At 56.5% G+C, this 26,308-nt stretch carries 23 protein-coding genes; 22 read left to right on the forward strand and 1 reads right to left on the reverse strand.

All coding sequences use genetic code 11. From position 1 onward, the window contains the following. The first annotated feature begins 230 nt into the window (after nucleotides 1-230). The 22 genes from ilvI (at nucleotide 231) to mutT (ending at nucleotide 26,078) form a co-directional block, all read left to right on the forward strand. Nucleotides 231-1,955 (forward strand): acetolactate synthase 3 large subunit, encoded by a 1,725-nt coding sequence (ilvI, locus tag DBY73_RS10635; protein ID WP_112011112.1) that lies wholly within the window; start codon nucleotides 231-233, stop codon nucleotides 1,953-1,955. A gap of 1 nt (nucleotide 1,956) precedes the next feature. After that, complete coding sequence (gene ilvN, locus DBY73_RS10640; protein ID WP_112011113.1) at nucleotides 1,957-2,448, forward strand: acetolactate synthase small subunit; 492 nt, start codon at nucleotides 1,957-1,959, stop codon at nucleotides 2,446-2,448. Nucleotides 2,449-2,626: 178 nt separating this feature from the next. Next, nucleotides 2,627-3,631, forward strand: a complete 1,005-nt coding sequence (cra, locus tag DBY73_RS10645) for a catabolite repressor/activator (protein WP_006173866.1) — start codon at nucleotides 2,627-2,629, stop codon at nucleotides 3,629-3,631. Between the two features lie 602 nt (nucleotides 3,632-4,233). After that, a complete protein-coding gene (mraZ, locus tag DBY73_RS10650; protein WP_112011114.1) occupies nucleotides 4,234-4,692 on the forward strand; it encodes a division/cell wall cluster transcriptional repressor MraZ in 459 nt (152 codons plus the stop codon). A gap of 2 nt (nucleotides 4,693-4,694) precedes the next feature. After that, nucleotides 4,695-5,636 (forward strand): 16S rRNA (cytosine(1402)-N(4))-methyltransferase RsmH, encoded by a 942-nt coding sequence (gene rsmH, locus DBY73_RS10655; RefSeq protein WP_112011115.1) that lies wholly within the window; start codon nucleotides 4,695-4,697, stop codon nucleotides 5,634-5,636. After that, the gene (gene ftsL / locus DBY73_RS10660; protein WP_006173860.1) at nucleotides 5,633-5,998 is read left to right on the forward strand and encodes a cell division protein FtsL; all 366 of its coding nucleotides are present in this window, start codon (nucleotides 5,633-5,635) and stop codon (nucleotides 5,996-5,998) included. Before rsmH ends, ftsL begins: the two co-directional genes overlap by 4 nt. A 15-nt stretch (nucleotides 5,999-6,013) precedes the next feature. Then, the gene (locus tag DBY73_RS10665; RefSeq protein WP_112011116.1) at nucleotides 6,014-7,780 is read left to right on the forward strand and encodes a peptidoglycan glycosyltransferase FtsI; all 1,767 of its coding nucleotides are present in this window, start codon (nucleotides 6,014-6,016) and stop codon (nucleotides 7,778-7,780) included. Continuing rightward, the gene (gene murE, locus DBY73_RS10670) at nucleotides 7,767-9,254 is read left to right on the forward strand and encodes a UDP-N-acetylmuramoyl-L-alanyl-D-glutamate--2,6-diaminopimelate ligase (RefSeq protein WP_112011117.1); all 1,488 of its coding nucleotides are present in this window, start codon (nucleotides 7,767-7,769) and stop codon (nucleotides 9,252-9,254) included. Before DBY73_RS10665 ends, murE begins: the two co-directional genes overlap by 14 nt. Beyond that, the gene (gene murF, locus DBY73_RS10675; protein WP_112011118.1) at nucleotides 9,251-10,609 is read left to right on the forward strand and encodes a UDP-N-acetylmuramoyl-tripeptide--D-alanyl-D-alanine ligase; all 1,359 of its coding nucleotides are present in this window, start codon (nucleotides 9,251-9,253) and stop codon (nucleotides 10,607-10,609) included. Before murE ends, murF begins: the two co-directional genes overlap by 4 nt. Beyond that, the gene (gene mraY, locus DBY73_RS10680) at nucleotides 10,603-11,685 is read left to right on the forward strand and encodes a phospho-N-acetylmuramoyl-pentapeptide-transferase (RefSeq protein ID WP_028016681.1); all 1,083 of its coding nucleotides are present in this window, start codon (nucleotides 10,603-10,605) and stop codon (nucleotides 11,683-11,685) included. Before murF ends, mraY begins: the two co-directional genes overlap by 7 nt. Nucleotides 11,686-11,687: 2 nt before the next feature. Further along, nucleotides 11,688-13,004, forward strand: coding sequence for a UDP-N-acetylmuramoyl-L-alanine--D-glutamate ligase (gene murD / locus DBY73_RS10685; protein ID WP_112011119.1), 1,317 nt, complete (start codon nucleotides 11,688-11,690; stop codon nucleotides 13,002-13,004). Beyond that, complete coding sequence (gene ftsW / locus DBY73_RS10690; protein ID WP_112011120.1) at nucleotides 13,004-14,248, forward strand: cell division protein FtsW; 1,245 nt, start codon at nucleotides 13,004-13,006, stop codon at nucleotides 14,246-14,248. Before murD ends, ftsW begins: the two co-directional genes overlap by 1 nt. Further along, nucleotides 14,245-15,309 carry an undecaprenyldiphospho-muramoylpentapeptide beta-N-acetylglucosaminyltransferase gene (murG, locus tag DBY73_RS10695; protein WP_112011121.1) on the forward strand — a complete coding sequence of 355 codons (1,065 nt, stop codon included), beginning with the start codon at nucleotides 14,245-14,247 and terminating at the stop codon, nucleotides 15,307-15,309. The genes ftsW and murG overlap by 4 nt, the downstream gene beginning before the upstream one ends. 56 nt (nucleotides 15,310-15,365) lie before the next feature. Continuing rightward, nucleotides 15,366-16,841, forward strand: a complete 1,476-nt coding sequence (murC, locus tag DBY73_RS10700; protein WP_112011122.1) for a UDP-N-acetylmuramate--L-alanine ligase — start codon at nucleotides 15,366-15,368, stop codon at nucleotides 16,839-16,841. Then, complete coding sequence (locus DBY73_RS10705) at nucleotides 16,834-17,754, forward strand: D-alanine--D-alanine ligase (RefSeq protein WP_112011123.1); 921 nt, start codon at nucleotides 16,834-16,836, stop codon at nucleotides 17,752-17,754. The genes murC and DBY73_RS10705 overlap by 8 nt, the downstream gene beginning before the upstream one ends. A gap of 1 nt (nucleotide 17,755) precedes the next feature. Further along, nucleotides 17,756-18,598 (forward strand): cell division protein FtsQ, encoded by an 843-nt coding sequence (gene ftsQ / locus DBY73_RS10710; protein WP_112011124.1) that lies wholly within the window; start codon nucleotides 17,756-17,758, stop codon nucleotides 18,596-18,598. Then, the gene (ftsA, locus tag DBY73_RS10715) at nucleotides 18,595-19,851 is read left to right on the forward strand and encodes a cell division protein FtsA (protein WP_112011125.1); all 1,257 of its coding nucleotides are present in this window, start codon (nucleotides 18,595-18,597) and stop codon (nucleotides 19,849-19,851) included. The genes ftsQ and ftsA overlap by 4 nt, the downstream gene beginning before the upstream one ends. Nucleotides 19,852-19,912: 61 nt before the next feature. Then, complete coding sequence (gene ftsZ / locus DBY73_RS10720) at nucleotides 19,913-21,064, forward strand: cell division protein FtsZ (protein ID WP_112011126.1); 1,152 nt, start codon at nucleotides 19,913-19,915, stop codon at nucleotides 21,062-21,064. A 101-nt stretch (nucleotides 21,065-21,165) separates the two neighbouring features. Next, nucleotides 21,166-22,083, forward strand: coding sequence for a UDP-3-O-acyl-N-acetylglucosamine deacetylase (gene lpxC, locus DBY73_RS10725; protein WP_112011127.1), 918 nt, complete (start codon nucleotides 21,166-21,168; stop codon nucleotides 22,081-22,083). Between the two features lie 278 nt (nucleotides 22,084-22,361). Further along, entirely contained in the window at nucleotides 22,362-22,865 is a 504-nt protein-coding gene (secM, locus tag DBY73_RS10730; protein WP_112011128.1) for a secA translation cis-regulator SecM, read from the forward strand. A 57-nt stretch (nucleotides 22,866-22,922) separates the two neighbouring features. Next, nucleotides 22,923-25,628 carry a preprotein translocase subunit SecA gene (secA, locus tag DBY73_RS10735; RefSeq protein WP_112011129.1) on the forward strand — a complete coding sequence of 902 codons (2,706 nt, stop codon included), beginning with the start codon at nucleotides 22,923-22,925 and terminating at the stop codon, nucleotides 25,626-25,628. Between the two features lie 57 nt (nucleotides 25,629-25,685). Further along, nucleotides 25,686-26,078, forward strand: coding sequence for an 8-oxo-dGTP diphosphatase MutT (mutT, locus tag DBY73_RS10740; RefSeq protein ID WP_112011130.1), 393 nt, complete (start codon nucleotides 25,686-25,688; stop codon nucleotides 26,076-26,078). A gap of 29 nt (nucleotides 26,079-26,107) precedes the next feature. Here mutT and yacG read toward each other — a convergent pair whose 3' ends face one another. Continuing rightward, complete coding sequence (yacG, locus tag DBY73_RS10745) at nucleotides 26,108-26,305, reverse strand: DNA gyrase inhibitor YacG (RefSeq protein WP_112011131.1); 198 nt, start codon at nucleotides 26,303-26,305, stop codon at nucleotides 26,108-26,110. Nucleotides 26,306-26,308 lie beyond the last annotated feature (3 nt).

A 26,308-nucleotide genomic window follows, 5' to 3' on the forward strand; every position in this document is an offset into this window, starting at 1 on the left:
TGTTAGCGCATTCTCTTATTCCAGTTGAATTAACCAGTTCCTGTCGTAATGCTTCTTTATTCTGCTTTGAACGCCATTTGCTCTTCCCCGTTTGCTAATTGCCTGCCTCATAACGAGCGGTTAAGGTAACCCTCACTCTGCATATAGAACTGGGTTATCCCGATCGCAAGACGGCTCGGAAATGATTTCTGCCCACTGTCTATCTATAACAAAAAGCCTGGAGGCAAAGCATGGAGATGTTGTCTGGCGCGGAAATGGTCGTCCGGTCGCTCATTGATCAGGGCGTGAAGCAAGTGTTCGGCTACCCGGGGGGCGCAGTCCTCGATATTTATGACGCGCTGCATACGGTGGGGGGTGTCGACCATGTTCTGGTGCGCCACGAGCAGGCCGCGGTGCATATGGCCGATGGGCTTGCACGCGCAACGGGCGAGGTGGGCGTTGTGCTGGTTACTTCCGGCCCCGGCGCGACAAACGCCATCACCGGCATCGCGACCGCCTACATGGACTCCATCCCGCTGGTCATTCTTTCCGGGCAGGTTGCGACGTCTTTAATAGGCTACGACGCCTTTCAGGAGTGCGATATGGTGGGGATTTCCCGCCCCGTCGTTAAGCACAGCTTTCTGGTGAAGCAAACGGAAGACATCCCGGGCGTGCTGAAGAAGGCCTTCTGGCTGGCGGCGAGCGGTCGTCCCGGTCCGGTGGTTGTCGATCTGCCAAAAGATATACTTAATCCGGCCAACAAGCTTCCCTACGTTTGGCCTGAGACGGTCAGCATGCGTTCATACAACCCGACAACGCAGGGCCACAAGGGCCAGATCAAGCGTGCGCTGCAAACGCTTTTGGCCGCTAAAAAACCGGTGGTGTACGTTGGGGGAGGGGCGATCAACTCGGCCTGCGAACCGCAGCTGCGCACGCTTGTTGAAACGCTGAACCTTCCCGTCGCATCCTCATTGATGGGGCTGGGCGCTTTTCCGGCAACGCATCGCCAGGCGCTGGGAATGCTTGGGATGCATGGCACCTACGAAGCAAATATGACGATGCATCACTCCGATGTGATCTTCGCCGTCGGCGTCCGCTTTGACGACCGCACGACCAATAATCTGGCAAAATATTGCCCGAATGCGACCGTACTGCACATTGATATTGATCCTACGTCGATCTCTAAAACGGTATCGGCCGATGTGCCGATCGTCGGCGACGCGCGTCAGGTGCTGGAGCAAATGCTGGAGCTACTCCCGCAGGAGAGCGCGTCCCAGCCGCTGGACGAGATCCGCGACTGGTGGCAGCAGATCGAGCAATGGCGGGCGCGGCAGTGTCTGAAATACGACGCGCACAGCGAACATATCAAGCCGCAGGCGGTGATCGAAACGATCTGGCGTCTGACCCAGGGTGACGCGTACGTTACCTCTGACGTGGGCCAGCACCAGATGTTCGCCGCATTGTACTATCCGTTCGACAAGCCGCGTCACTGGATCAACTCCGGCGGCCTGGGCACAATGGGCTTTGGCCTTCCCGCCGCGCTGGGGGTCAAGATGGCGCTTCCGCAGGAAACCGTGGTCTGCGTGACCGGGGACGGCAGCATTCAGATGAACATTCAGGAACTTTCGACGGCGCTACAGTATGAGCTGCCGGTGCTGGTGCTGAACCTGAATAACGGCTACCTCGGGATGGTGAAGCAGTGGCAGGACATGATCTACTCGGGCCGCCACTCGCAGTCGTATATGACGTCGCTCCCGGATTTTGTTCGCCTGGCGGAAGCCTATGGCCATGTCGGCATGCGCGTGACCAGTCCGGCGGAACTGGAAGCCCGACTCGGCGAAGCGCTTGAGCAGGTCAAAAACGGTCGCCTTGTGTTTATGGATGTCATCGTCGACGGCGCCGAGCACGTCTATCCAATGCATATCCGCGGCGGCGGTATGGACGAAATGTGGCTCAGCAAAACGGAGAGAACCTGATATGCGCCGGATATTATCGGTATTACTGGAAAACGAATCTGGCGCACTGTCACGCGTCATTGGCCTTTTTGCCCAGCGCGGCTATAACATTGAAAGCCTGACCGTCGCCCCGACCGACGATCCCACGCTGTCACGAATGACCATCCAGACCGTGGGCGATGCAAAAGTTCTTGAACAGATTGAGAAGCAGCTGCACAAGCTGGTTGATGTGCTCCGCGTGAGCGAGCTGGGGCAGGGGGCATATGTCGAACGCGAAGTGATGCTGGTAAAAATTCAGGCCAGCGGCTACGGGCGTGAGGAGGTTAAGCGCAACGCGGATATTTTCCGCGGGCAGATTATTGACGTGACCCCTTCTTTATATACTGTGCAGCTTGTGGGCACCAGCGACAAGCTGGACGCCTTCATCGCTTCGGTACGCGACGTGGCAAAAATTGTTGAAGTGGCGCGCTCGGGCATCGTTGGCCTGTCGCGCGGCGAGAAAATCATGCGGTAGTTGTCTGAAAGGTTCGCCTCTTTCTGCCCGGTCACCAAAGCCGGGCTTTTTTTTGCGTAATCAGCCGACAACGTGGATAAAAGCGGTTGCCGCGAAGGCTAATCTGCGTTTAGATGTTAAAATATTTAACCATAACCTTGACAGGGCCATGGACTTTTCTTTTTTTTGAGGGGCAATTGTGAAACTGGATGAAATCGCCCGGCTTGCCGGCGTGTCACGAACGACGGCCAGCTATGTGATTAACGGTAAAGCCAAGCAGTACCGCGTCAGCGATAAGACCGTTGAAAAAGTTATGGCGGTGGTTCGTGAGCATAACTACCATCCGAATGCCGTCGCCGCGGGCCTGCGCGCCGGGCGAACCCGCTCTATTGGCCTGGTGATCCCCGATCTGGAAAACACCAGTTACACCCGTATCGCGAACTATCTTGAGCGTCAGGCTCGCCAGCGGGGCTATCAGCTGCTGATTGCCTGTTCCGAAGACCAGCCCGATAACGAGATGCGCTGCATTGAGCATCTTCTGCAGCGCCAGGTGGATGCCATTATTGTTTCGACCTCTTTACCGCCAGAGCATCCCTTCTACCAGCGCTGGGCGAACGATCCTTTCCCCATTGTGGCGTTGGACCGCGCGCTGGACCGCGAACATTTCACCAGCGTGGTGGGCGCCGACCAGGACGATTCAGAGATGCTGGCCGCCGAGCTGCGTACCTTCCCTGCCGAGACGGTGCTGTATCTTGGCGCATTGCCCGAGCTTTCCGTGAGCTTCCTGCGCGAGCAGGGCTTCCGTACCGCCTGGAAAGACGATCCGCGCGAGGTTCATTATCTCTATGCAAACAGCTACGAGCGTGAAGCCGCCGCGCAGCTTTTTGAAAAGTGGCTGGAAACGCACCCTATGCCGCAGGCGTTGTTCACCACCTCGTTTGCTCTCCTTCAGGGAGTAATGGACGTGACGCTGCGCCGCGATGGAAAATTACCGTCCGACCTGGCCATTGCCACCTTCGGCGATAATGAGCTGCTGGACTTCCTGCAATGCCCGGTGCTCGCGGTGGCGCAGCGCCATCGGGACGTCGCCGAGCGCGTGCTGGAAATCGTTCTGGCGAGCCTGGATGAGCCACGAAAGCCGAAGCCAGGCCTGACGCGCATCAAACGCAACCTTTACCGCCGCGGGATACTGAGCCGCCATTAATTAAATTGTTGGGGCAGTTAAACTGCCCCAATCTTGATCTACCAGGGCTTAAGGTAATTCCCGGATGAAAATTAGGATAATTCTTTGAAACGGATAGTCTGCTATTAATCTTAATTCCTGCTGCGCATTTAAAATGCACATTTAAGGAAGATTTAACCCTTTTTTGATTGTTCTTTTGTATTATTTTGTTACAAAGGCCGCATGGCCGATGAATATTCAGACGTTTTTTCGACAGTGGTATCGTTCAGCGCGCCAGCGCGCATGCTCTGGAGCCCCCGTGTTGCATCTGGCGCTGTTATCCCCTCCCAATATGTCCTAAAATGCTGCCCGCGTCGCAAACTGACACTTTATATTTTCACGCGATGATATTGAGTGGTGCTTTAACGCCGATTGGATATTTGATTTTTTTCTTACAAATATTCATGACGTTAATTTTGCCTCGCCTGTTGTGCAGTTATTAATCAGGTCAGGCGATATCTGTAAATAGGGTGTAATACAGCCCTGATAGGGAGAGTACTGGCTTGACAAGCTTTTCCCTCGCTCCGTAAACTCCTTTAGGTGGGAATTTGTGGGTTAAAGTGGTGATAAGGGGTGAGGCTGGCATGTTCCGTGGAGCGACGTTAGTCAATCTCGACAGCAAAGGGCGTTTATCGGTGCCAACCCGATACCGTGACCAGCTGGTTGAGAACGCTTCAGGTCAAATGGTTTGCACCATTGACATCAACCACCCCTGCCTGCTGCTTTACCCTTTACCCGAATGGGAAATTATCGAGCAAAAGCTGTCGCGACTGTCGAGCATGAACCCACAGGAGCGCCGCGTACAGCGGCTGCTGCTGGGACATGCGAGTGAGTGCCAGATGGATAGCGCTGGGCGGTTACTGATTGCGCCTGTGCTGCGGCAGCATGCCGGTCTGACGAAAGAAGTGATGCTGGTCGGGCAGTTCAACAAGTTTGAACTGTGGGATGAAACGACCTGGTATCAACAGGTCAAGGAAGATATCGACGCTGAGCAGTCTGATTCTGAAACGCTATCGGAACGGCTGCAGGACTTGTCTCTATAAATATGATGGAAAATTATAAACATACTACGGTGCTGCTGGATGAGGCCGTAAACGGCCTGAATATTCGTCCGGACGGCATCTACATTGATGGCACTTTTGGCCGCGGTGGCCACTCGCGTTTGATCCTCTCTCAGCTTGGGGCGGAAGGACGCCTGCTGGCAATCGATCGCGATCCGCAGGCGATTGCCGTTGCGCAAACCATCGATGACCCACGCTTTTCCATCGTGCATGGACCTTTCTCTGCGCTGGCGGATTATGTTGCCGAGCGCGGCCTGACGGGCAAGATCGACGGGATTCTTCTCGATCTTGGCGTCTCTTCACCACAGCTTGATGATGCAGAACGCGGTTTTTCCTTTATGCGCGATGGCCCGCTGGACATGCGCATGGACCCGACGCGCGGCCAGTCTGCTGCCGAGTGGTTACGAACCGCTGACGAAGCGGATATCGCCTGGGTGATCAAAACCTTCGGCGAAGAACGTTTTGGCAAGCGCATTGCGCGCGCCATCGTCGAGCGTAACCGCATCGAGCCGATGACCCGCACCAAAGAGCTGGCGGAAGTCATCGCGGCGGCAACGCCGGTGAAGGATAAGCACAAACATCCCGCGACCCGTACCTTCCAGGCGGTTCGCATCTGGGTAAACAGTGAACTGGAGGAAATAGAGCTGGCGCTAAAAAGCTCGCTCGACGTGCTGGCCCCGGGTGGGCGGTTATCCATCATCAGCTTCCATTCGCTGGAAGACCGCATTGTGAAACGCTTTATGCGCGAGCAAAGCCGCGGACCTCAGGTTCCAGCAGGGCTGCCGATGACGGAAGAACAACTCAGGAAGCTGGGCGGCCGTCAGCTGCGAGCACTAGGCAAGTTGATGCCGGGCGAAGAAGAGGTGGCAGAGAATCCACGTGCCCGTAGTTCAGTTCTGCGTGTTGCAGAGAGGACGAACGCATGATCGGCAGAGTGACAGAGACCCTCAGCAAAGTTAAGGGATCGTTAGGAAGTAACGAGCGCCATGCCTTGCCTGGCGTGATCGGAGACGATCTTTTGCGGTTTGGGAAGCTGCCACTCTGCTTGTTCATTTGCATCATTGTGACGGCAGTGACGGTGGTGACAACGGCCCACCATACCCGTTTGTTAACCGCGCAGCGCGAGCAGCTGGTGCTGGAACGCGATGCGCTGGATATCGAATGGCGAAACCTGATTCTTGAAGAGAACGCGCTCGGCGATCACAGCCGGGTTGAACGGATCGCAACGGAAAAGCTGCAGCTGCAGCATGTTGATCCTTCTCAGGAAAATATCGTTGTACAAAAATAAGGGAAAACGCGACGCATGAAAGCAGCGGCAAAAACGCTAAAACCAAAACGTCAGGAAGAACAGGCCAACTTTGTCAGTTGGCGTTTTGCGTTGCTTTGCGGCTGCATTTTACTGGCGCTGGGTTTCCTGCTGGGCCGCGTGGCGTGGTTGCAAATCATTGCCCCTGACATGCTGGTTCGCCAGGGCGACATGCGTTCTCTGCGCGTGCAGGAAGTGTCCACGTCCCGCGGCATGATTACCGATCGCTCCGGGCGTCCGCTGGCGGTGAGCGTGCCGGTGAAAGCCATTTGGGCCGATCCGAAAGAGCTGCACGATGCCGGTGGCATAACGCTTGATAACCGCTGGAAAGCCCTTGCGGATGCCCTGAAGATGCCGCTCGACCAGATGGCATCGCGCGTGAATGCGAACCCGAAAGGGCGTTTTATCTATCTGGCGCGTCAGGTGAACCCTGACATGGCGGATTACATCAAAAAGCTCAAGCTGCCGGGGATTCATCTGCGTGAGGAGTCACGCCGCTATTATCCTTCCGGCGAAGTAACCGCTCACCTCATTGGCTTCACCAACGTTGATAGCCAGGGGATTGAGGGTGTTGAAAAAAGCTTTGATAAATGGCTTACCGGCCAGCCGGGCGAACGTATCGTGCGTAAGGACCGCTACGGCCGCGTCATTGAAGATATCTCTTCAACGGACAGCCAGGCGGCGCACAACCTTGCGCTCAGCATTGATGAACGTCTCCAGGCGCTGGTTTACCGCGAGCTGAACAACGCCGTGGCGTTTAACAAGGCGGAATCGGGCAGCGCCGTGCTGGTCGATGTCAACACGGGTGAAGTGCTGGCGATGGCTAACAGCCCATCCTACAACCCGAACAACCTGACCGGTACGCAGAAAGACGTGATGCGTAACCGCACCATCACCGACGTGTTCGAGCCGGGATCTACCGTGAAGCCGATGGTGGTAATGACCGCGCTCCAGCGCGGCATCGTGAACGAAAATACCGTTCTGAATACGATCCCTTACCGAATTAACGGTCACGAAATTAAAGACGTGGCGCGTTACAGCGAATTGACCCTTACCGGGGTCCTGCAGAAGTCGAGTAACGTCGGTGTCTCAAAGCTGGCGTTAGCGATGCCGTCCTCAGCGTTAGTAGAGACTTACTCACGTTTTGGACTGGGAAAGGCGACCAATTTGGGGTTGGTCGGAGAACGCAGTGGCTTATATCCTCAAAAACAACGGTGGTCTGACATAGAGAGGGCCACCTTCTCTTTCGGCTACGGGCTAATGGTAACCCCGTTACAGTTAGCGCGAGTCTACGCAACGATCGGCAGCTATGGCGTCTATCGCCCGCTGTCGATTACCAAAGTTGATCCACCGGTTCCCGGCGAGCGTATCTTCCCGGAATCCACCGTTCGTACCGTTGTGCACATGATGGAAAGCGTCGCGCTGCCCGGCGGCGGCGGCGTGAAGGCGGCGATCAAAGGCTATCGCATCGCTATTAAAACCGGTACGGCGAAAAAAGTGGGGCCAGACGGCCGCTACATCAACAAATACATTGCCTATACCGCAGGCGTTGCGCCTGCAAGCAATCCGCGTTTTGCGCTGGTGGTCGTGATTAACGATCCACAGGCGGGTAAATACTACGGTGGTGCCGTTTCAGCGCCGGTGTTCGGGGCAATCATGGGCGGCGTGTTGCGCACCATGAACATCGAACCGGATGCGCTGGCGACCGGCGATAAGAGTGAATTTGTAACTAATCAAGGCGAGGGTACAGGTGGCAGATCGTAATTTGCGCGACCTACTCGCTCCGTGGGTGCAAAACGTGCCTGCGCGAGCGCTACGAGAGATGGTACTGGACAGCCGCATGGCGGCTTCCGGCGATCTTTTTGTGGCTGTAGTGGGCCATCAGGCGGACGGGCGTCGATATATCCCGCAGGCGATTGCGCAAGGTGTTGCTGCCGTTATTGCTGAGGCGAAAGATGAAGCAGCCGACGGTGAAATCCGCGAAATGCACGGCGTGCCGGTCATCTACCTCAGCCAGTTAAATGAGCGTCTTTCCGCGCTGGCAGGACGTTTTTACCACGAGCCGTCTGACCAGCTGCGTCTGGTCGGCGTGACCGGTACCAACGGTAAAACGACCACCACGCAGCTGATGGCGCAGTGGGCGCAGCTGCTCGGGGAAACCGGTGCCGTGATGGGTACGGTAGGCAACGGCCTTCTTGGCAAGGTGAGCCCGACGGAAAATACCACGGGTTCCGCCGTGGACGTGCAGCACGTGCTTGCTGGCCTGGCGGAGCAGGGCGCGACGTTTGCCGCAATGGAAGTTTCCTCTCACGGCCTGGTTCAGCACCGCGTCGCGGCGCTGAAATTTGCCGCGTCCGTGTTCACTAACCTGAGCCGGGATCATCTTGATTATCACGGCGACATGGAACACTACGAAGCCGCGAAGTGGCTGCTGTATTCAACGCACCACGCTGGTCAGGCCATCATCAATGCTGATGATGAAGTCGGTCGTCGCTGGCTGGCGAAGCTGCCGGATGCGGTAGCCGTCTCGATGGAAGATCATATTAATCCTGACTGCCACGGCCGCTGGCTGAAGGCGGTTGAGGTGAACTATCACGACAGCGGCGCAACGATCCGCTTTGCCTCTTCATGGGGGGAAGGCGAGATTGAAAGCCGCCTGATGGGCGCGTTTAACGTCAGCAATCTGCTGCTGGCGCTGGCGACCCTGCTGGCGCTGGGCTACCCGATGGCCGATCTGCTGAACACAGCAGCGCAACTGCAGCCGGTCTGTGGCCGTATGGAAGTGTTTAGCGCGCCGGGCAAGCCGACCGTGGTGGTGGATTATGCCCACACGCCGGATGCGCTGGAAAAAGCGCTGGAAGCCGCGCGTCTGCACTGCGCGGGCAAGCTGTGGTGCGTCTTTGGCTGCGGCGGGGACCGCGACAAAGGCAAGCGCCCGCTGATGGGCGCGATTGCCGAGCAGTTCGCGGATATTCCGGTTGTGACCGATGACAACCCGCGTACCGAAGAGCCGCGCGCCATCATCAACGATATTCTGTCCGGCATGCTGGACGCGGGCCGAGCTCGCGTCGTCGAAGGCCGCGCGGAAGCGGTGACCAACGCCATTATGCAGGCGCGTGAAAACGACGTGGTTCTGCTGGCCGGTAAAGGCCATGAGGACTATCAGATCGTCGGCAATCGTCGTCTGGACTATTCCGACCGCGTCACCGCAGCCCGCCTGCTGGGAGTGGTGGCATGATTAGCATCACGTTAGGCCAGGCCGCAATCGTATTGCAGGGCGAACTGCGCGGTCAGGATATGACCATTGACGCCGTCACGACCGATACCCGTAAGGTGACCGCGGGCTGTCTGTTTGTGGCGCTGAAAGGCGAGCGCTTTGACGCTCATGACTTTGCTGAACAGGCTAAAGAGAACGGCGCAGGCGCACTGCTCGTAAGCCGCATGCTGGATATCGATCTGCCGCAGATTGTGGTGAAGGATACCCGTCAGGCATTTGGCGAGCTGGCCGCATGGGTGCGCCAGCAGGTCCCGACGCGCGTCGTTGCGCTGACGGGATCGTCCGGCAAAACCTCCGTAAAAGAGATGACCGCGGCAATTCTAAGCCGCTGCGGAAATACGCTCTACACTGCGGGCAACCTTAATAACGACATCGGCGTGCCGATGACGCTGCTTCGCCTGACGAAAGAACATGAATTTGCCGTGATTGAGCTGGGCGCTAACCATCAGGGTGAAATTGCCTGGACCGTCAGCCTCACGCGTCCGGAGGCCGCGCTGGTGAATAACCTGGCGGCGGCGCATCTGGAAGGTTTCGGTTCTCTGGAAGGCGTGGCGAAAGCCAAAGGCGAGATTTACACCGGCCTGCCGGCTGAGGGCATCGCCATTATGAATGCCGATAACAACGACTGGCTGAACTGGCAAAGCATCATTGGCGATCGTAAAATCTGGCGCTTCTCGCCGAATGCCGCCAACAGCGACTTTACCGCGACTAACGTTCACGTCACGTCGCACGGCACCGAGTTTACGCTCAATACGCCTACGGGCGGCGTTGACGTGCTGTTGCCGCTGCCGGGCCGTCATAACATCGCCAACGCGCTCGCCGCCGCCGCGCTGTCTATGGCCGTTGGCGCAACGCACGACGCAGTTAAAGCGGGGCTGGCGAATCTGAAAGCGGTACCGGGGCGTCTGTTCCCGATCCAGCTTGCGCAGAACAAGCTGCTGCTGGACGACTCCTACAACGCCAACGTCGGTTCGATGACGGCGGCCGTGCAGGTGCTGTCCGAAATGCCGGGCTATCGCGTAATGGTTGTTGGCGATATGGGCGAGCTGGGCGAAGAAAGCGAAGCTTGCCATATCCAGGTCGGCGAAGCGGCGAAGGCGGCAGGTCTGGATTGCGTGCTAAGCGCAGGAAAACTGAGCCAGGCGATTAGCCAGGCCAGCGGCGTTGGCGAGCACTTTGCTGATAAAGCGGCGCTAATTAAACGACTTAAAATGATTATTGCAGAAAAACCAATTGTTACAGTGCTAGTGAAAGGTTCACGCAGTGCCGCCATGGAAGAGGTTGTGCACGCACTACAGGAGAACGGGACATGTTAGTTTGGCTGGCCGAGCATTTGGTCAAATATTATTCAGGCTTTAACGTCTTTTCGTATCTGACGTTTCGCGCCATCGTCAGCCTGCTGACCGCGCTGTTCATCTCATTGTGGATGGGCCCGCGCATGATCGCCCGTCTGCAAAAACTCTCATTTGGTCAGGTTGTTCGAAACGACGGCCCCGAGTCACACTTCAGCAAGCGCGGCACGCCAACGATGGGCGGGATTATGATCCTGACCGCCATCGTGGTCTCCGTGCTGCTGTGGGCCTATCCATCTAACCCGTACGTCTGGTGCGTGCTGACCGTACTGATTGGCTACGGAATCATTGGCTTTGTCGACGACTACCGCAAGGTGGTCCGAAAAGACACTAAGGGCCTGATTGCCCGCTGGAAGTACTTCTGGATGTCGGTGATTGCGCTGGGCGTGGCCTTCGCGCTTTACCTGGCGGGAAAAGATACGCCGGCCACCGAGCTTGTCGTTCCGTTCTTTAAGGACGTGATGCCGCAGCTGGGGCTGTTCTACATCCTGCTGGCCTATTTCGTGATCGTCGGGACCGGCAACGCCGTCAACCTCACGGACGGTCTGGATGGCCTGGCGATTATGCCAACCGTCTTTGTCGCCGCGGGCTTCGCGCTGGTGGCGTGGGCGACCGGTAACATGAACTTTGCCAACTACCTGCATATTCCTTATCTGCGCCACGCCGGGGAGCTGGTGATTGTCTGTACGGCAATTGTCGGCGCGGGCCTTGGCTTCCTGTGGTTTAACACCTATCCGGCTCAGGTCTTTATGGGGGACGTCGGATCGCTGGCTCTGGGCGGCGCGCTGGGTATTATTGCCGTGCTGCTGCGCCAGGAGTTTCTGCTGGTGATTATGGGCGGCGTATTCGTGGTGGAGACCCTGTCGGTGATCCTGCAGGTCGGCTCCTTCAAGCTGCGCGGACAGCGCATTTTCCGCATGGCGCCTATTCACCACCACTATGAACTGAAAGGCTGGCCGGAACCGCGCGTGATTGTGCGCTTCTGGATTATTTCGCTGATGCTGGTGCTGATTGGCCTGGCAACGCTGAAGGTACGTTAATCATGGCAGATTACCAGGGTAAAAAAGTCGTTATCATCGGGTTAGGCCTGACCGGCCTTTCCTGCGTGGACTTTTTCCTTGCGCGTGGCGTCACGCCGCGCGTGATGGACACGCGTGTCTCTCCGCCGGGTCTGGACACGCTGCCGGAGCAGGTTGAACGCCACCTTGGTGGTCTGAATGATAACTGGCTGCTGGCCGCCGATCTGATTGTTGCCAGCCCGGGCATGGCGCTGGCACATCCTTCATTAAGCGCGGCAGCGGATGCGGGCGTTGAAATTGTTGGCGATATCGAGCTGTTTTGCCGCGAGGCGCAGGCGCCGGTTATCGCCATCACCGGTTCTAACGGAAAAAGCACCGTCACCACGCTGGTGGGCGAGATGGCCAAAGCGGCGGGCATGAACGTTGGCGTCGGCGGAAATATCGGCCTCCCGGCCCTGATGCTGCTGGATAAAGGCTGCGAGCTTTACGTTCTCGAGCTTTCAAGCTTCCAGTTGGAAACAACTTCCAGCCTGCGAGCCGCGGCGGCGACGATCCTGAACGTGACCGAAGACCATATGGACAGATATCCGTTTGGCCTTCAGCAGTACCGTGCCGCTAAGCTGCGCGTCTATGAAAACGCCAAAGTATGCGTGGTGAATGCCGATGATGCTTTGACCATGCCGGTACGCGGCGCGGACGAGCGCTGCATCAGCTTTGGCATCACCATGGGTGACTACCACCTGAACCGCCAGCAGGGCGAGACCTGGCTGCGCGTGAAGGGCGAAAAAGTGCTGAACGTGAAGGAGATGAAGCTTTCCGGCCAGCATAACTACACCAATGCCCTGGCGGCGCTGGCGCTGGCGGATGCCGTTGGCCTGCCGCGTTCGTCGAGCCTTCAGGCGCTGACCACCTTTACCGGCCTGGCTCACCGCTTCCAGCTGGCGCTGGAACACAACGGCGTACGCTGGATTAACGACTCCAAGGCGACGAACGTCGGCAGCACCGAAGCCGCGCTGAACGGCCTGCACGTTGACGGCACGCTGCACCTGCTGCTGGGCGGCGACGGCAAATCAGCTGACTTCTCCTCTCTGAAGCAGTATCTCGCCGGGGATAACGTTCGCCTGTACTGCTTCGGCCGCGATGGAAGCGAACTTGCCGCGCTGCGCCCTGACGTCTCTGAGCAAACCGAAACGATGGAGCAGGCGATGCGCCTGATTGCGCCGCGCGTGAAGCAGGGCGATATGGTGCTGCTCTCACCGGCATGCGCAAGCCTCGATCAGTTTAAAAATTTCGAACAGCGTGGCGATGTCTTTACCCGCCTGGCGAAGGAGTTAGGCTGATGCGTTTATCTTTCCCTCGCCTGAGAATGCCGCGCCTGCCAGGATTTGGCATCCTGGCGTGGCTGTTTGCGGCGCTTAAAGGCTGGGTAATGGCGTCGCGGGAGAAAGATTCCGACAGCCTGATCATGTACGACCGCATGTTGTTCTGGCTGACGCTGGGGCTGGCGGCGATTGGTTTTATTATGGTGACGTCGGCATCGATGCCCGTTGGGCAGCGTCTTGCCAACGATCCGTTCCTGTTTGCCAAACGCGATGGCCTGTACATCATTCTGGCGTTCTGCCTGGCGCTGATTACCCTGCGCCTGCCGATGACGTTCTGGCAGCGCCACAGTACGGCGATGCTGATTGCGTCTATCATCATGCTGCTTATCGTGCTGGTCGTCGGTAGCTCCGTTAACGGGGCATCGCGCTGGATCGCGTTTGGTCCGCTGCGCATACAGCCCGCGGAGTTTACCAAGCTGTCGCTGTTCTGCTACCTGGCCAACTACCTGGTGCGCAAGGTAGATGAAGTGCGAAACAACCTGCGCGGCTTCCTGAAACCGATGGGCGTGATTCTGGTGCTGGCTATTTTGCTCCTGGCGCAGCCTGACCTTGGTACCGTTGTGGTACTGTTCGTGACCACGCTGGCCATGCTGTTCCTCGCCGGGGCGAAGCTGTGGCAGTTCATCGCGATTATCGGGATGGGGATTTCGGCGGTTGTTCTGCTGATCCTCGCCGAACCGTATCGTATTCGACGCGTTACCTCCTTCTGGAACCCGTGGGAAGACCCCTTCGGCAGCGGTTATCAGCTGACGCAGTCGCTGATGGCGTTTGGCCGCGGCGAACTCTGGGGACAAGGGCTGGGTAACTCCGTCCAAAAACTGGAGTATTTACCCGAGGCACATACCGACTTTATCTTCTCCATCATTGGGGAAGAACTGGGTTATATCGGTGTGGTATTGGCGCTTTTAATGGTATTCTTCGTCGCTTTCCGCGCCATGTCGATTGGCCGTAAAGCGCTGGAGATCGATCACCGCTTCTCAGGTTTCTTAGCCTGCTCAATTGGTATCTGGTTTAGCTTCCAGGCGCTGGTTAACGTTGGGGCCGCAGCAGGTATGCTGCCGACCAAAGGCCTGACGTTGCCGCTGATCAGCTATGGTGGTTCGAGCCTGTTGATTATGTCGACGGCCATTATGTTTTTGTTACGCATAGATTATGAGACGCGTCTGGAGAAAGCCCAGGCGTTTACGCGAGGTTCACGATGAATCAACCGAAGCGGTTAATGGTGATGGCAGGCGGTACCGGCGGACACGTGTTCCCGGGGCTGGCGGTTGCGCACCATTTGATGGAGCAGGGCTGGCAGGTACGCTGGCTCGGAACCGCGGACCGTATGGAAGCCGACCTGGTACCGAAGCACGGGATTGAGATCGACTTTATTCGCATTTCCGGCCTGCGGGGCAAAGGCGCTAAGGCGCTGCTTTTGGCTCCCGTCCGTATTTTCAATGCCTGGCGCCAGGCCCGCGCGATCATGAAGCGCTTTAAGCCTGACGTTGTGCTGGGTATGGGTGGCTATGTTTCTGGGCCAGGCGGGCTTGCCGCGTGGTCTTTGGGTATTCCCGTTGTGCTGCACGAGCAGAACGGTATAGCCGGGTTGACTAACAAATGGCTGGCGAAAATAGCCACCAAGGTCCTGCAGGCATTCCCGGGCGCATTTCCGAAAGCGGACGTGGTAGGCAACCCGGTTCGCGTGGACGTGCTGGCACTTCCGCTGCCTGAAGAGCGTCTGAGCGGTCGTGAAGGGCCGGTCCGCGTGCTGGTCGTTGGCGGTTCCCAGGGGGCGCGCGTCTTAAACCTGACGATGCCTCAGGCTGCCGCAAAGCTGGGTAGCGCGGTAACGATCTGGCACCAGAGCGGGAAAGGCGCGCAGCAGATGGTTGAGCAGGGCTACGCCGAGGCGGGCCAGCCGCAGCACAAGGTGACGGAATTTATCGACGACATGGCCGCAGCTTACGCCTGGGCCGACGTCGTGGTGTGTCGCTCCGGCGCGCTGACGGTGAGCGAAATCGCCGCTGCGGGTTTACCCGCGGTGTTTGTGCCTTTCCAGCACAAAGACCGCCAGCAGTACTGGAATGCGCTGCCGCTTGAACAGGCCGGCGCCGCAAAAATTTTTGAACAGCCGCAGTTTACCGCTGAGGCGGTCGCCACCACCCTGGCGGGCTGGAACCGTGAAACATTGCTGGAGATGGCCGCGCGCGCGCGCGCAACGGCCATTCCCGATTCGACGGAACGGGTGGCAAAAGAAGTGAGCCTGGCAGCACGGGCTTAACCCTCGCAGCGCGTGTTGCGCTGCACGAATTTTAAGTAGTCGATGGCGTTTAGAGAATGAATACACAACAACTGGCAAAACTGCGTTCAATCGTGCCCGAGATGCGTCGCGTCCGGCACATTCACTTTGTCGGCATTGGCGGTGCTGGCATGGGCGGTATTGCCGAAGTGTTGGCGAACGAAGGTTACCAGATCAGTGGTTCCGATCTGGCCCCCAACCCTGTTACGCAGCAGCTGGCGTCGCTTGGGGCGACTATCTATTTCAACCACCGTCCGGAAAACGTGAGCGACGCGAGCGTGGTGGTGGTTTCAAGCGCTATCTCCTCTGATAACCCGGAAATTGTTGCCGCGCATGAAGCGCGTATTCCGGTCATCCGCCGCGCTGAAATGCTGGCAGAGCTGATGCGCTTTCGCCACGGTATTGCCGTTGCGGGGACGCACGGTAAAACCACGACCACGGCGATGGTGTCCAGCATTTACGCCGAAGCGGGCCTGGACCCAACCTTCGTTAACGGTGGTCTGGTAAAAGCAGCGGGCGTTCACGCGCGCCTGGGCCACAGCCGTTACCTCATTGCGGAAGCGGATGAGAGCGACGCGTCGTTCCTTCACCTGCAGCCGATGGTGGCGATCGTCACCAACATCGAAGCCGACCACATGGATACCTACCAGGGCGACTTCGAAAATTTAAAACAGACCTTTATTAATTTCCTGCACAACCTGCCGTTTTATGGTCGTGCGGTTATGTGCGTAGACGACCCGGTGATCCGTGAGCTGTTGCCGCGCGTTGGGCGTCAAATTACGACGTACGGCTTTAGTGAAGATGCCGACGTTCGCGTGGAGGATTACAAACAGCTGGGCGCGCAGGGGCATTTCACCCTGGCGCGTCAGGACAAAGAGCTGCTTCACGTCACGCTTAACGCGCCTGGGCGCCACAACGCCCTCAATGCGGCGGCGGCCGTTGCGGTCGCAACGGAAGAAGGCATCGACGACGACGCCATTCTGCGCGCGCTGGAAAGCTTCCAGGGCACGGGCCGTCGTTTTGACTTCCTCGGCGAATATCCGCTGGAGTCGGTAAACGGCAAGCCGGGAACGGCCATGCTGGTAGATGACTACGGTCACCACCCAACGGAAGTCGACGCCACCATTAAGGCGGCGCGCGCGGGCTGGCCGGAAAAAAATCTGGTGATGATTTTCCAGCCGCACCGTTATACCCGTACTCGCGATCTGTATGACGACTTCGCGAGCGTGCTGTCACAGGTTGATACGCTGCTAATGCTGGATGTTTATTCAGCGGGCGAAACTCCGATTCCGGGCGCGGACAGTCGTTCTCTGTGTCGAACCATTCGGGGACGCGGTAAAGTAGACCCTATTTTGGTTTCGGACCCCGCAGAGGTGGCCGAAATCCTCGCGCCGGTCCTGACGGGGAACGATCTGGTGCTCATTCAGGGTGCGGGAAATATCGGCAAAATCGCCCGTACCTTAGCCGAAATCAAACTGAAGCCGCAAACCCAGGAGGACGAGCATCATGGCTGATAAGATTGCTGTCCTGTTTGGCGGCACCTCCACCGAGCGTGAGGTTTCACTCAATTCCGGCGCTGCCGTTCTGGCTGGCCTGCGTGAAGGTGGCGTAGACGCACACCCGGTCGATCCAAAAGAGGTCGATGTTACGCAGCTCAAAGCGATGGGCTTCGATAAAGCCTTTATTGCGCTGCACGGACGCGGTGGTGAAGACGGTACCCTGCAAGGGCTGCTGGAGCTGATCGGCATGCCGTATACCGGCAGCGGCGTGATGGCGTCGGCGATCTCGATGGATAAACTGCGCAGCAAGCTGCTGTGGCAGGGCGCTGGATTGCCGGTTGCGCCGTGGGTTGCGCTGACGCGCCGCGAATGTGAATTAGGCCTCTCTGATAGCGTTAATACGCGCATTGCAGAGCTGGGCCTTCCGGTTATTGTTAAGCCGAGCCGCGAAGGGTCGAGCGTTGGAATGTCCAAAGTTGACGAAGCTGGCAAATTGGCAGATGCGTTAAAACTGGCATTTCAACATGATGAAGAGGTTCTGATCGAAAAATGGCTGAGCGGGCCGGAATTTACCGTAGCCATGCTGGGTGAAGAAATTTTACCGTCAATTCGCATTCAACCCGCTGGCGTCTTCTATGATTATGAGGCGAAGTATCTCTCTGATGAGACGCAATATTTCTGCCCAAGTGGTCTTGAAGCAGAACGTGAAGCAGATTTACAGTCCCTGGTGCTTAAAGCCTGGAATATTTTGGGCTGCCGTGGCTGGGGGCGCATTGATGTGATGCTCGACGGTGATGGGCAATTTTATTTGCTGGAAGCGAATACGTCTCCAGGCATGACCAGCCACAGCCTTGTGCCAATGGCCGCGCGTCAGGCTGGGATGAGCTTCTCGCAGTTAGTTGTACGTATTCTGGACCAGGCGGGCTGATATGTCGCAGGCTGCATTGAACACGCGCAACCGTGATGATGAGGAAGACTATTCTTCTTCGCGGCGGAGTAATGGAACGCGTCTTGCAGGGATTATTTTCCTTCTGGGCGTGCTGTTTACCGTGTTTATCAGCGGCTGGATGGTGCTGGGCTGGATGGAAGACGCGCAGCGTTTACCGCTCTCGAAGCTGGTGGTGACGGGGGAGCGCCATTACACGCGTAATGACGATATTCGCCAGTCGATTCTGGCACTTGGGTCGCCTGGCACCTTTATGACCCAGGACGTGAACATTATCCAGAGCCAGATTGAACGTCTGCCATGGATAAAACAGGCGAGCGTAAGAAAGCAATGGCCTGATGAATTGAAGATTCATCTGGTTGAATATGTGCCCATTGCGCGTTGGAATGATCAGCACATGGTTGACGTAGACGGAAATTCGTTCAGCGTCCCATCCGATCGCGTCAACAAGCAAAATTTACCGATGTTGTATGGCCCGGAAGGTAGTGAAAATGAAGTGTTGCAGGGTTTTCGCGACATGGGGCAGGTGCTGGCTAAGGATCGTTTTACGCTGAAGGATGCTGCGATGACGGCGCGCCGCTCGTGGCAGTTAACGTTAACGAACGGCATTAAGCTCAATCTTGGCCGCGGCGACACCATGAAGCGTCTGGCACGTTTTGTTGAACTCTACCCGGTTCTACAGCAACAGGCTCAAACGGACGGCAAACGGATAAGCTATGTTGATTTGCGCTATGACTCAGGCGCAGCAGTCGGTTGGGAGCCGGCTCCGGTCGAGGAACCTAATCAGCAACAGAATCAGGCACAGGTACAGGCAGAACAACGATGATCAAGGCGACGGACAGAAAACTGGTAGTTGGACTGGAGATTGGCACCGCGAAGGTTGCCGCTTTAGTAGGGGAAGTTCTGCCCGACGGTATGGTCAATATCATTGGCGTGGGCAGCTGCCCGTCCCGTGGTATGGATAAAGGTGGGGTTAACGACCTTGAATCGGTGGTGAAATGCGTACAGCGCGCTATCGATCAGGCTGAACTGATGGCAGATTGCCAGATTTCATCTGTCTATCTGGCCCTTTCTGGAAAGCACATTAGCTGCCAGAACGAAATTGGCATGGTGCCCATTTCAGAAGAAGAAGTGACGCAGGAAGACGTTGAGAACGTGGTTCACACTGCGAAATCCGTCCGCGTGCGCGATGAGCACCGCGTGCTGCACGTTATCCCGCAGGAATATGCGATCGATTATCAGGAAGGGATTAAAAACCCGGTCGGTCTTTCCGGCGTGCGTATGCAGGCAAAAGTGCACCTGATCACATGTCACAACGATATGGCGAAGAACATTGTAAAAGCCGTTGAACGTTGTGGCCTGAAAGTTGACCAACTTATTTTTGCAGGGCTGGCCGCCAGCTACTCGGTGTTGACCGAAGACGAACGTGAACTGGGCGTCTGTGTGGTCGATATAGGTGGTGGTACAATGGATATCGCCGTGTATACCGGCGGTGCGCTGCGCCACACCAAAGTGATCCCTTATGCAGGGAACGTTGTGACCAGCGACATTGCCTACGCCTTTGGTACGCCACCGAGCGATGCAGAGGCGATTAAGGTCCGTCACGGCTGCGCGCTGGGCTCTATCGTCGGTAAAGATGAGAGCGTGGAAGTGCCAAGCGTGGGCGGGCGTCCGCCGCGCAGCCTGCAGCGTCAGACGCTGGCTGAGGTGATTGAGCCGCGTTACACCGAGCTGCTTAACCTGGTCAACGAAGAGATTTTGCAGTTACAGGAACAGCTTCGCCAGCAGGGTGTGAAACATCATCTCGCGGCGGGGATTGTATTAACCGGCGGGGCAGCGCAAATTGAAGGTCTTGCGGCCTGCGCTCAGCGGGTGTTCCATACGCAAGTGCGTATTGGTGCACCGCTGAATATTACCGGTTTAACGGATTATGCCCAGGAGCCGTATTACTCAACGGCTGTGGGCCTGCTCCACTACGGGAAAGAGTCCCATTTGAGTGGTGAAGCAGAAGTGGAAAAACGCGTCTCGGTGGGGTCGTGGGTCAAACGACTGAACACCTGGTTGCGAAAAGAGTTTTAATTTTTTTAAGAGACCGGAGAGAATTAACGGTCTCGGGCGACAGGCACAACGGAGAGAAACTATGTTTGAACCAATGGAATTAACCAACGACGCGGTGATTAAAGTCATCGGCGTCGGTGGCGGCGGCGGCAACGCCGTAGAGCATATGGTGCGCGAGCGCATTGAAGGCGTTGAATTTTTCGCGGTAAACACCGATGCGCAGGCACTGCGTAAAACGGCCGTAGGCCAGACGATTCAGATCGGTGGCGGTATCACCAAAGGTCTGGGCGCAGGCGCTAACCCGGAAGTCGGCCGCAATGCGGCTGAAGAAGATCGTGAAGCCCTGCGCGCAGCGCTGGACGGCGCTGACATGGTCTTCATTGCAGCAGGTATGGGCGGCGGTACTGGTACCGGTGCTGCACCTGTTGTTGCTGAAGTGGCAAAAGATTTGGGTATCCTGACCGTTGCCGTCGTGACCAAGCCTTTCAACTTTGAAGGCAAGAAGCGTATGGCATTTGCGGAGCAGGGTATCACCGAGCTGTCCAAGCACGTGGACTCTCTGATTACCATTCCGAACGACAAGCTGCTGAAGGTATTGGGACGCGGTATCTCCCTGCTGGATGCGTTTGGCGCGGCGAACGACGTGCTGAAAGGCGCGGTTCAGGGCATCGCTGAACTGATTACCCGTCCAGGCCTGATGAACGTTGACTTTGCAGACGTTCGCACCGTGATGTCCGAAATGGGCTACGCGATGATGGGCTCCGGCGTGGCAAGCGGTGAAGACCGTGCAGAAGAAGCCGCTGAAATGGCGATCTCTTCTCCACTGCTGGAAGATATCGACCTGTCCGGTGCGCGCGGCGTGCTGGTCAACATTACCGCTGGCTTTGACCTGCGTCTGGACGAATTCGAAACTGTGGGTAACACCATCCGTGCGTTCGCGTCCGACAACGCGACCGTGGTTATCGGTACATCCCTTGACCCGGAAATGAACGACGAGCTGCGCGTCACGGTTGTTGCTACCGGTATCGGCATGGACAAGCGTCCTGAGATCACGCTGGTGACCAACAAGCAGGCTCAGCAGCCGGTGATGGATCGTTTCCAGCAGCACGGTATGGCTCCGCTGACTCAAGAGCAAAAACCAGCTGCGAAAGTGGTGAACGATACCACGCCACAAACCGCGAAAGAGCCGGATTATCTGGACATTCCAGCGTTCCTGCGTAAGCAAGCTGACTAAGAATTGACTGGAATTTGGGGATTTTCGCTCTTTGTGCTAAACTGGCCCACCGTTAGTGAGATACACTCTCGGTTGGATAGTTAATTTGGCGAGATTATACGATGATCAAACAAAGGACACTTAAACGTATCGTTCAGGCGACTGGCGTCGGTTTACATACCGGCAAGAAAGTCACACTGACGTTACGCCCTGCGCCGGCCAATACCGGGGTCATCTATCGTCGCACCGACTTGAATCCACCGGTAGATTTTCCGGCCGATGCAAAATCTGTGCGTGATACTATGCTCTGTACTTGCCTGGTGAACGAGCATGACGTGCGGATTTCTACCGTAGAGCACCTTAACGCCGCCCTGGCGGGGCTGGGTATCGACAACATCGTTGTTGAAGTCGATGCGCCAGAAATCCCGATCATGGATGGCAGTGCTGCACCGTTCGTCTATCTATTGCTGGATGCCGGCATCGAAGAACTGAACTGCGCGAAGAAATTTGTTCGCATCAAAGAGACCGTTCGCGTCGAAGATGGCGACAAGTGGGCTGAATTTAAACCGTACAATGGTTTCTCGTTGGACTTTACCATCGACTTTAACCATCCGGCGATTGATGCCAGCACCCAACGCTATGCGATGAACTTCTCTGCTGATGCGTTTATGCGCCAGATCAGTCGTGCCCGTACTTTTGGCTTCATGCGTGATATTGAATATCTGCAGTCCCGCGGCCTGTGCCTGGGCGGCAGCTTCGATTGTGCCATCGTTGTTGACGATTATCGCGTACTGAACGAAGACGGCCTGCGTTTTGAAGATGAATTCGTTCGTCACAAAATGCTGGATGCAATCGGCGATCTGTTTATGTGTGGTCATAATATCATTGGTGCATTTACCGCGTTTAAATCCGGTCATGCGCTGAACAACAAGCTGTTGCAGGCAGTCCTGGCAAAACAGGAAGCCTGGGAATATGTGACCTTCGAAGACGAAGCTGAACTGCCGCTGGCATTCAAAGCACCGAGCACGGTCCTGGCGTAACGGTCTAAGCCGTTTCGTAAAAAACGACTGGTTTACCTGGTACTCTCTCCGGCCAGGGAGGCCGGTCGTTTTTATTTTTACCCTTTGATTTCTATCTCAGCGTCTTTCGTGATGTCTACGGCGTAGAAAATCTGCGCGTTAGCTGCATTCTTGACCGTTTTTCCCCGCTGTTAATCGTCATTCCTGCTGCTGTAGAGTGGCTTTAGTGGTACTATCTTGGCGCTAAAAAAGAATAATCAAACTCAGCCTTACTAAGGCTGGCTTATCTGGTGGAGCAAGTGAGCGGAATACTGACGCGCTGGCGACAATTTGGCAGACGTTACTTCTGGCCGCATCTCTTATTAGGGATGGTCGCGGCGAGCTTCGGCTTGCCTGTGCTCAGCAACAGTGCCGAGGCGGCGACGCCTGCCAACACCTCCACCACCAAACACGATTTCTCAACGCGGGTTAATTTCACTAATCTCGCGTGGCTTGAAGCCAGCCGTCGTCCGAATTTCTCCGTCGATTACTGGCAGCAACATGCCATCCGCACGGTTATCCGCCATCTCTCTTTCGCGATGGCACCTCAGACGGTGCCTGTTGCTGAAGAAACGCTCCCGGTTCAGGCCCATCATCTTGCGCTGCTGGACACGCTGAATGCGCTGCTCACTCAGGACGGCCAGCCGCCGGTTTCCGTTCGCCAGCCGACGCAAACGGCATTTGTTTCCCCGGCAGCATTCTCTGTCTCTACGTGGATTAGCCAGGCTCATGGCATTCGCGCCGGGCCTACACGCCTCAGCTAAATTAACTTTTTCAAAACCTTAATTTATCTGCCCAACTGGGGCGTTTGAGAATTTATTATGCTAATCAAATTATTAACAAAAGTTTTCGGTAGTCGTAACGATCGTACCCTGCGCCGCATGCGCAAAGCTGTTGCTGTCATCAATGGTATGGAACCGGCGATGGAAAAGCTCTCTGATGATGAGCTCAAAGCAAAAACGGTTGAGTTCCGCGCGCGTCTCGAAAAAGGGGAGACCTTAGAAAGCCTGATCCCTGAAGCTTTCGCGGTAGTGCGTGAAGCCAGTAAACGCGTTTTTGGCATGCGTCACTTCGACGTGCAGCTGCTGGGCGGTATGGTGCTTAACGAGCGCTGCATCGCGGAGATGCGTACGGGTGAAGGTAAAACGCTGACGGCGACCCTGCCTGCTTACCTGAACGCGCTGACCGGTAAGGGCGTTCACGTTGTTACCGTCAACGACTACCTCGCGCAGCGTGACGCCGAAAATAACCGCCCTCTGTTTGAGTTCCTCGGCCTGACCGTCGGCATCAACATGTCTGGTCTGCCTGCGCCGGCCAAGCGTGAAGCATACAACGCGGATATCACCTACGGTACCAACAACGAATACGGCTTTGACTACCTCCGTGACAACATGGCGTTCAGCCCTGAAGAGCGCGTACAGCGTAAGCTGCACTATGCGCTGGTGGATGAGGTGGACTCCATTCTGATCGATGAAGCCCGTACCCCGCTGATCATCTCCGGTCCGGCTGAAGACAGCTCCGAGATGTACCGCAAAGTCGATAAAATCATTCCGCACCTGCTGCGCCAGGAGAAAGAAGACTCCGATACTTTCCAGGGCGAAGGCCACTTCTCCGTGGATGAAAAAGCGCGCCAGGTTAACCTGACCGAACGCGGTCTGGTGAAAATCGAAGAGCTGCTTGTAGCTGAAGGCATTATGGAAGAGGGCGAGTCGCTGTACTCTCCAGGCAACATTATGCTGATGCACCACGTGACTGCCGCACTGCGCGCGCATGCGCTGTTCACCCGTGACGTTGACTACATCGTAAAAGACGGCGAAGTGATCATCGTTGATGAACATACCGGTCGTACCATGCAGGGTCGCCGCTGGTCCGATGGCCTGCACCAGGCGGTTGAAGCCAAAGAAGGCGTTGATATTCAAAACGAAAACCAAACGCTGGCGTCCATCACCTTCCAGAACTACTTCCGTCTGTACGAGAAGCTTGCGGGGATGACCGGTACCGCCGATACCGAAGCGTTTGAGTTTAGCTCTATCTACAAGCTGGACACCGTGGTCGTGCCGACCAACCGCCCAATGATCCGTAAGGATATGGCGGATCTGGTGTACATGACGGAAGCGGAAAAAATCCAGGCAATCATTGAAGACATTCGTGAGCGTACCGCGAACGGCCAGCCCGTTCTGGTGGGTACCATCTCGATTGAAAAATCTGAAGTGGTTTCCAATGAGTTGACGAAAGCGGGCATCAAGCACAACGTGCTGAACGCCAAATTCCACGCCAAAGAGGCGGATATTGTTGCGCAGGCGGGCTATCCGGGGGCGGTAACAATCGCCACCAACATGGCGGGTCGTGGTACCGACATCATGCTTGGCGGTAGCTGGCAGGCGGAAGTCGCCGAGCTGGAAAACCCAACGCCAGAGCAGATCGCGCAGATCAAAGCCGACTGGCAGGTGCGTCACGATGCCGTTCTGGCTTCAGGCGGCTTGCATATCATCGGTACCGAACGTCACGAATCTCGCCGTATCGATAATCAGCTGCGTGGTCGTGCGGGTCGTCAGGGGGATGCCGGTTCTTCTCGCTTCTATCTGTCTATGGAAGATGCGCTGATGCGTATTTTCGCCTCTGACCGCGTCTCCGGCATGATGCGTAAACTGGGCATGAAGCCTGGCGAAGCGATCGAACACCCGTGGGTAACCAAGGCGATTGCCAACGCCCAGCGCAAAGTGGAAAGCCGCAACTTCGATATTCGTAAGCAGCTGCTGGAATATGATGACGTGGCGAACGATCAGCGTCGTGCGATCTATACCCAGCGTAACGAACTGCTGGACGTGTCCGACGTAAGCGAAACCATCAACAGCATCCGCGAGGACGTGTTTAAAGCAACGATCGACGCGCATATTCCTCCGCAGTCTCTGGAAGAGATGTGGGATATTGAAGGCCTGCAGGAGCGTCTGAAAAACGACTTCGACCTCGAGCTGCCGATCAAAGAGTGGCTGGACAAAGAGCCAGAACTGCACGAAGAAACTCTGCGTGAGCGTATCTTTGAGCACGCGCTGGAAGTGTACAAGCGTAAGGAAGAAGTGGTTGGCGCTGAGATGATGCGTCACTTCGAAAAAGGCGTGATGCTGCAAACGCTGGACTCCCTGTGGAAAGAGCACCTGGCGGCCATGGACTACCTGCGCCAGGGTATCCACCTGCGCGGCTACGCGCAGAAAGATCCGAAGCAGGAGTACAAGCGCGAATCCTTCTCTATGTTTGCCGCTATGCTTGAGTCGCTGAAGTACGAAGTGATCAGCACCCTGAGCAAAGTTCAGGTACGCATGCCGGAAGAGGTGGAAGCGATGGAGCAGCAGCGTCGTGAAGAAGCCGAGCGTCTGGCGCAGATGCAGCAGCTGAGCCACCAGACGGAAGAAAGTGAAGCGGCGGCGGCGATCGCGGCGCAAACCGGCGAACGTAAAGTGGGACGCAACGATCCGTGCCCTTGCGGTTCCGGTAAAAAATATAAGGCGTGCCACGGCCGTCTGAACTAAGTTCATATAAAAATGAAAAGGCGCAGATATCTGCGCCTTTTTTATGGAAGTGACACAATGAAAACACTGCAAATTTCAGTCGGGATTATTCGCAACCCGCAAAACCAAATCTTTATCACCCAGCGCGCCGCCGATGCCCATATGGCGAACAAATGGGAGTTTCCCGGCGGGAAAATTGAGGCAGGTGAAACGCCGGAACAGGCGCTAGCGCGTGAGCTTCAGGAAGAGGTGGGTATCACGCCGCTGGGCGCCACGCTTTTTGATAAGCTTGAGTATCAGTTTCCGGACCGGCATATCACGCTCTGGTTCTGGCTAGTCGAAAGCTGGGAAGGAGAGCCCTGGGGGAAAGAGGGGCAGCCGGGAAACTGGGTTGAGCTACAGGAGAGCGACGCTGAAAAATTCCCTTCAGCAAATGCGCCCGTCATCACTCGGCTGACGGGCAACCTGTAGGCCTGCGAAGCGGCGGCTGGCTTTTTAGGCTAGCGCTGCTGCTCTTCGCTCCAGTCATCGCTGTCGGAAAGATCGCCTTCGCTTGGAATGCGTTTCTCTTCCGCCGCCCATTCGCCAAGGTCAATCAGCTGGCAGCGCTTGCTGCAGAATGGGCGAAACGGACTCACTTCCCCCCAGACAACGGTTTTCCCACAGGTAGGGCAGCTTACGGTGGTTATGTCAGACATCGG

This window comes from Enterobacter sp. RIT418 (genome assembly GCF_003057745.1).
GTDB lineage: Bacteria > Pseudomonadota > Gammaproteobacteria > Enterobacterales > Enterobacteriaceae > Enterobacter.